The sequence below is a fragment of the Kitasatospora sp. NPDC024654 genome (assembly GCF_055559155.1).
The window spans coordinates 1-4573 of sequence record NZ_JBVHLF010000193.1; the positions used below are offsets into that span (position 1 = coordinate 1).

Genomic DNA, 4573 nt, shown 5'->3' on the forward strand with positions numbered 1-4573 from the left:
GTCGGTGGTGGGTTGGTCGCCGATCACCACCCACTGGCCGGTGGCGGGCGGGCCGTCGGGCAGGGTCTGCGGCACCCACTCGACCCGGTACAGCGGAGGCCGGGGCACGGCCCGTACCGAGGCGAGCTGCTCGGGGGTGATCGGGCGGCCGGTCAGGGACTCGACGCTTGCCACCGGCAGGCCGTCGAAGTCGGCCAGCGTCAGCGTCGCGGTCGCGCCGTCGGGACTGCTGGGCGACAACCGCAGCCGCAGCGCGCGGGCGCCGACGGCGTGCAGTGAGACGCCGCTCCAGGAGAACGGCAGCCGGATGCCGTCGGAGAGGTCGAGCAGCGACGGGTGCAGGGCGGCGTCGAGCAGCGCGGGGTGGATGCCGTAGCCGTCGGTGGCGGCGTCCTGGGGGAGGACGATCTCGGCGTACAGCTCGTCGCCGTGCCGCCAGGCGGCCCGTAGCCCCTGGAAGAGCGGGCCGTAGCGGTAGCCCTGGCCGGCCAGCCGGGGGTAGAGGTCCTCGACCGGGAGCGGAGTGGCGCCGGCGGGGGGCCAGCTGCCGATCGCCGGGGTGGGCCGCGGGTCGGTGGCGGCGAGGGCGCCGACGGCGTGCAGGGCCCACGGCTGCTCGTCGGCGCTGCCGGCCGGGCGCGCGTGGATGGTGAGCGGGCGACTGCCGTCGTCCTCCTGCGGCCCGACGGCGAGCTGGATCTCGACGGCGCTGTCCTGGGGCACGGCGAGCGGCTGCCGGAGGGTGAGTTCGGCCAGCTGGGGATGGCCGGTGTGCTGGCCGGCATGCAGGGCGAGTTCGACGAAGGCGGCACCGGGGAGGAGGACCGTGCCGAGGATGGCGTGGTCGTTCAGCCAGGGCTGCTGCTGCGGCGAGACGCGCCCGGTGAGCAGGTGGGTGCCGTCGGGCAGCGTGGTGGTGGCGGCCAGGACCGGGTGGTCGAGCGGGTGCAGGCCGGTGCTGCTGAGGTCGGTGGCGCCGGCCGGCTTCAGCCAGAAGGACCGGTGCTGGAAGGGGTAGGTGGGCAGCTCCACCGCGCTCGCGGGACCGAGCAGGGCGGTCCAGTCGACCGGCGTGCCGGTGGTGTGGGCCTGGGCGGCGGAGGCGAGCAGGCGGTCGAGGCCACCGTGGTCGCGGCGCAGCGTGCCGACGGCCTGGCCGCCGGCCTCGAGGGTGTCCTGGACGGGGGTGGTCAGCACGGGGTGCGGGCTGGCCTCGACGAAGGTGGTGTGACCGGTGGCGGCGAGGGCGCGGACCGCCTGCTCGAAGAGCACGGTCCGGCGCAGGTTGGTGTACCAGTACTCCGCGTCGAGGGTGCTGGTGTCGATGACCTCGGCGGTGACGGTGGAGCAGAACGGGATGGTGGCGGGGCGCGGGGTGAGGCCGGCGAGGTCCGCGAGGAGCCGCTCGCGGATGGGTTCGACCTGCGGGGAGTGCGAGGCGTAGTCGACGGGGATGGTGCGGGCCCGGACGCCCCGGCTCCGGCAGTCCTCGACGACGGCGTGCACAGCCTGGACGGCACCGGCGATGACCGTGCTGGCGGGGCCGTTGACGGCGGCGACGGTGACCTGGCCGTCGTGCGTGGCGAGGAGCGGTCCGACCTGGTCGGCGGGGAGCGGGATGCTGGCCATCGTGCCGGTGCCGGCGAGCGTGGTCAGCGCCTTGCTGCGCAGGGCGACGATGCGGGCCGCGTCGTCCAGGGTGAGCGCGCCGGCGATGTGGGCGGCGGCGATCTCGCCCTGGGAGTGGCCGATGACGGCGTCGGGACGGACGCCGAGCGACTCCCAGGTGCGGGCGAGCGAGACCATCACGGCGAACAGGGCGGGCTGGACGACGTCGACGCGCTCCAGCGGAGGTGCCTGGGGGGTCTGGCGGAGCAGGTCGAGCAGGGACCAGTCGGTGTGCGGGGCGAGGGCTTCGGCGCAGGCCTGGAGGTGGCCGCGGAAGACCGTTGACTCGTCGAGGAGTTGGCGGGCCATACCCTCCCACTGCGAGCCCTGGCCGGGGAAGACGAAGACCGTGCGGCCGGGGTGCTCGGGGCTGCCGGTCACGACGTCGGCGGCGGCTTGGCCGTCGGCCAAGGCGGCCAGACCGGTGAGGAGTTCGTCGCGGCCCTGGCCGATCACCACCGCGCGGTGTTCGTGCTGCGCACGGGTGGCCAGGGCGTGCGCGGCGTTGACGAGTTCCAGGTCCGGGTGCTCGTCGAGGTGGGCGGCGAGCCGTTGGGCCTGTGCGCGCAGGGCCGGTTCGCTCTTCGCCGAGAGCAGGAGGGGGAGGGCCGCCGGGGCGTCCGGTGGTTCCTCGGGTGTGGTGGTGGGGGCGGCTTCGAGGATGAGGTGGGCGTTGGTGCCGCTGATGCCGAAGGAGGAGACGGCTGCTCGTCGGGGGTGGTCGGTCTCGGGCCAGGGCCGGGTGTCGGTGAGCAGTTCGACCGCGCCGGCGGTCCAGTCCACGTGTGGGGTCGGCTCGTCGACGTGCAGGGTCTTGGGCAGCATGCCGTGTCGCATGGCCTGCACCATCTTGATCACGCCGCCGATGCCGGCGGCGGCCTGCGCGTGCCCGATGTTGGACTTCAACGAGCCGAGCAGCAGCGGTTGTTGGGCTGAGTGATGCTGTCCGTAGGTGGCCAGCAGGGCCTGCGCCTCGATCGGGTCGCCGAGGGTGGTGCCGGTGCCGTGCGCCTCGACCGCGTCCACCTGGTCGGGGGTCAGCCGGGCGTCGGTGAGCGCGGCGCGGATCACCCGTTGCTGGGCCGGGCCGTTGGGCGCGGTGAGGCCGTTGCTGGCACCGTCCTGGTTGACCGCGCTGCCCCGGATGACGGCCAGGACCGGGTGTCCGGCCGCCTGGGCGTCGGAGAGCCTTTCCAGCAGCACCATGCCGGCGCCCTCGCCCCAGGCGACGCCGTCGGCCGAGCCGGCGAAGGACCTGCACCGGCTGTCGGGGGAGAGCCCGCGCTGCCGGCTGAACTCCTGGTACATCCCGGGGGTGGCCATCACCGTGACGCCGCCGGCCAGTGCCATCGTGCACTCGCCGTTGCGCAGCGCCTGGGTGGCCAGGTGCAGGGCGACCAGCGAGGACGAGCAGGCCGTGTCGACCGTGAGCGCAGGGCCTTCCAGGCCGAAGGTGTAGGAGATCCGGCCCGAGGCCACGCTGGCGGCGAGCCCGGTGACCAGGTAGCCCTCGGCGCCCTCGGTGCCCAGGTAGGAGAGCGACGCGTACTCCTGCGCGATCGCGCCGGTGAAGACGCCGGTCCGGCTGCCGTGCAGGCTCTTCGGGTCGATGCCGGCCCGCTCGATCGCCTCCCAGCTGGTCTCCAGCAGCAGGCGCTGCTGCGGGTCGAGGGCGAGTGCTTCGCGCGGGCTGATGCCGAAGAAGTCGGCGTCGAAGCCGTCCGCGTCGTAGAGGAAGCCACCCTGGCGCGCGTAGGTCTTGCCGACCGCGTCGGGATCAGGGTCGTAGAGGCCGTCGACGTCCCAGCCGCGGTTGTGCGGGAACTCGCCGATCGCGTCGGTGCCGGATGCGACCAGGTTCCACAGGCCCTCGGGGGTGTCGGCGCCGCCGGGGAAGCGGCAGCCCATCCCGACGATGACTATCGGGTCGTCGTGGTCTTCGGCGGTGGCTGTCGGGAGCGGCGCGGATGGCACCGACCCGCCTGTGATGCTGGTCATTTCGTCCAGCAGGAAACGGGCGACGGCGGCCGGGGTCGGGTAGTCGAAGACCAGCGTGGCGGGCAGCCGGTGGCCGGTGCTGTTGACCAGCGTGTTGCGCAGCTCGACGGCGGTCAGCGAGTCGAATCCGAGCTCCTTGAACGGAGTGGTCGGGTCGACCGCGCTCGGCGCACTGTGGCCGAGCGCCGTCGCGACGAAGCCACGGACCAGGTCCAGCACGAGCTGTTCCTGCTCGGCCCGGTCCCGGCCGCGCAACTGCTCGAGGACGGGCGCGCCGCCGGGCGCGCCGCCGGGCGCGCCGCCGGGCGCGCCGCTCTGCGCCACTCGCCGCGGTGTGGCGCGGACGATACCGCGGTACAGCGCGGGGACGGTGCCGGTGGCCCGCAGCCTGCCGGTGTCGAACAGGGCGGCCACGTTCAGCGCCTGGCCGCTGGCCAGGGCCGCGTCGAACATCGCCAGGGCGCGGTCCACGGGGATGGGCAGCAGACCGGTCCGGCGCAGGCGGGCATGGTCCTGGTCGGCCAACGTCGCGGTCATGCCGCCGGCCTGCTGCTGCCACGGGCCCCAGGCGAGGGAGGTGGCGGGGAGGCCTTGGGTGTGGCGGTGGGTGGCGAGGGTGTCGAGGTAGGTGTTGGCGGCGGCGTAGTTGGCTTGTCCGGGGCTGCCGAGGGTGGCGGCGATGGAGGAGTAGAGGACGAAGGCTGTGAGGTTGAGGTTTTTGGTGAGGTCGTGGAGGTGCCAGGCGGTGTCGATTTTGGGGGTGAGGACGGTGTTGAGGTGGGTGGGGGTGAGGGTGGGGATGGTGGCGTCGTGGAGGGTGCCGGCGGTGTGGATGACGGCGGTGAGGGGGTGTTCGGTGGGGATGGTGTTGAGGAGTTCGGTGAGTGCGTCGCGGTTGCTGGTGTCG

Annotated in this window: 1 protein-coding gene; it reads right to left on the minus strand. The window is 73.8% G+C overall.

The window, feature by feature from the left end:
- The coding region (locus ACZ38L_RS38520; RefSeq protein WP_465702640.1) for a type I polyketide synthase at positions 1-4573 on the minus strand (4573 nt) is incomplete at both ends.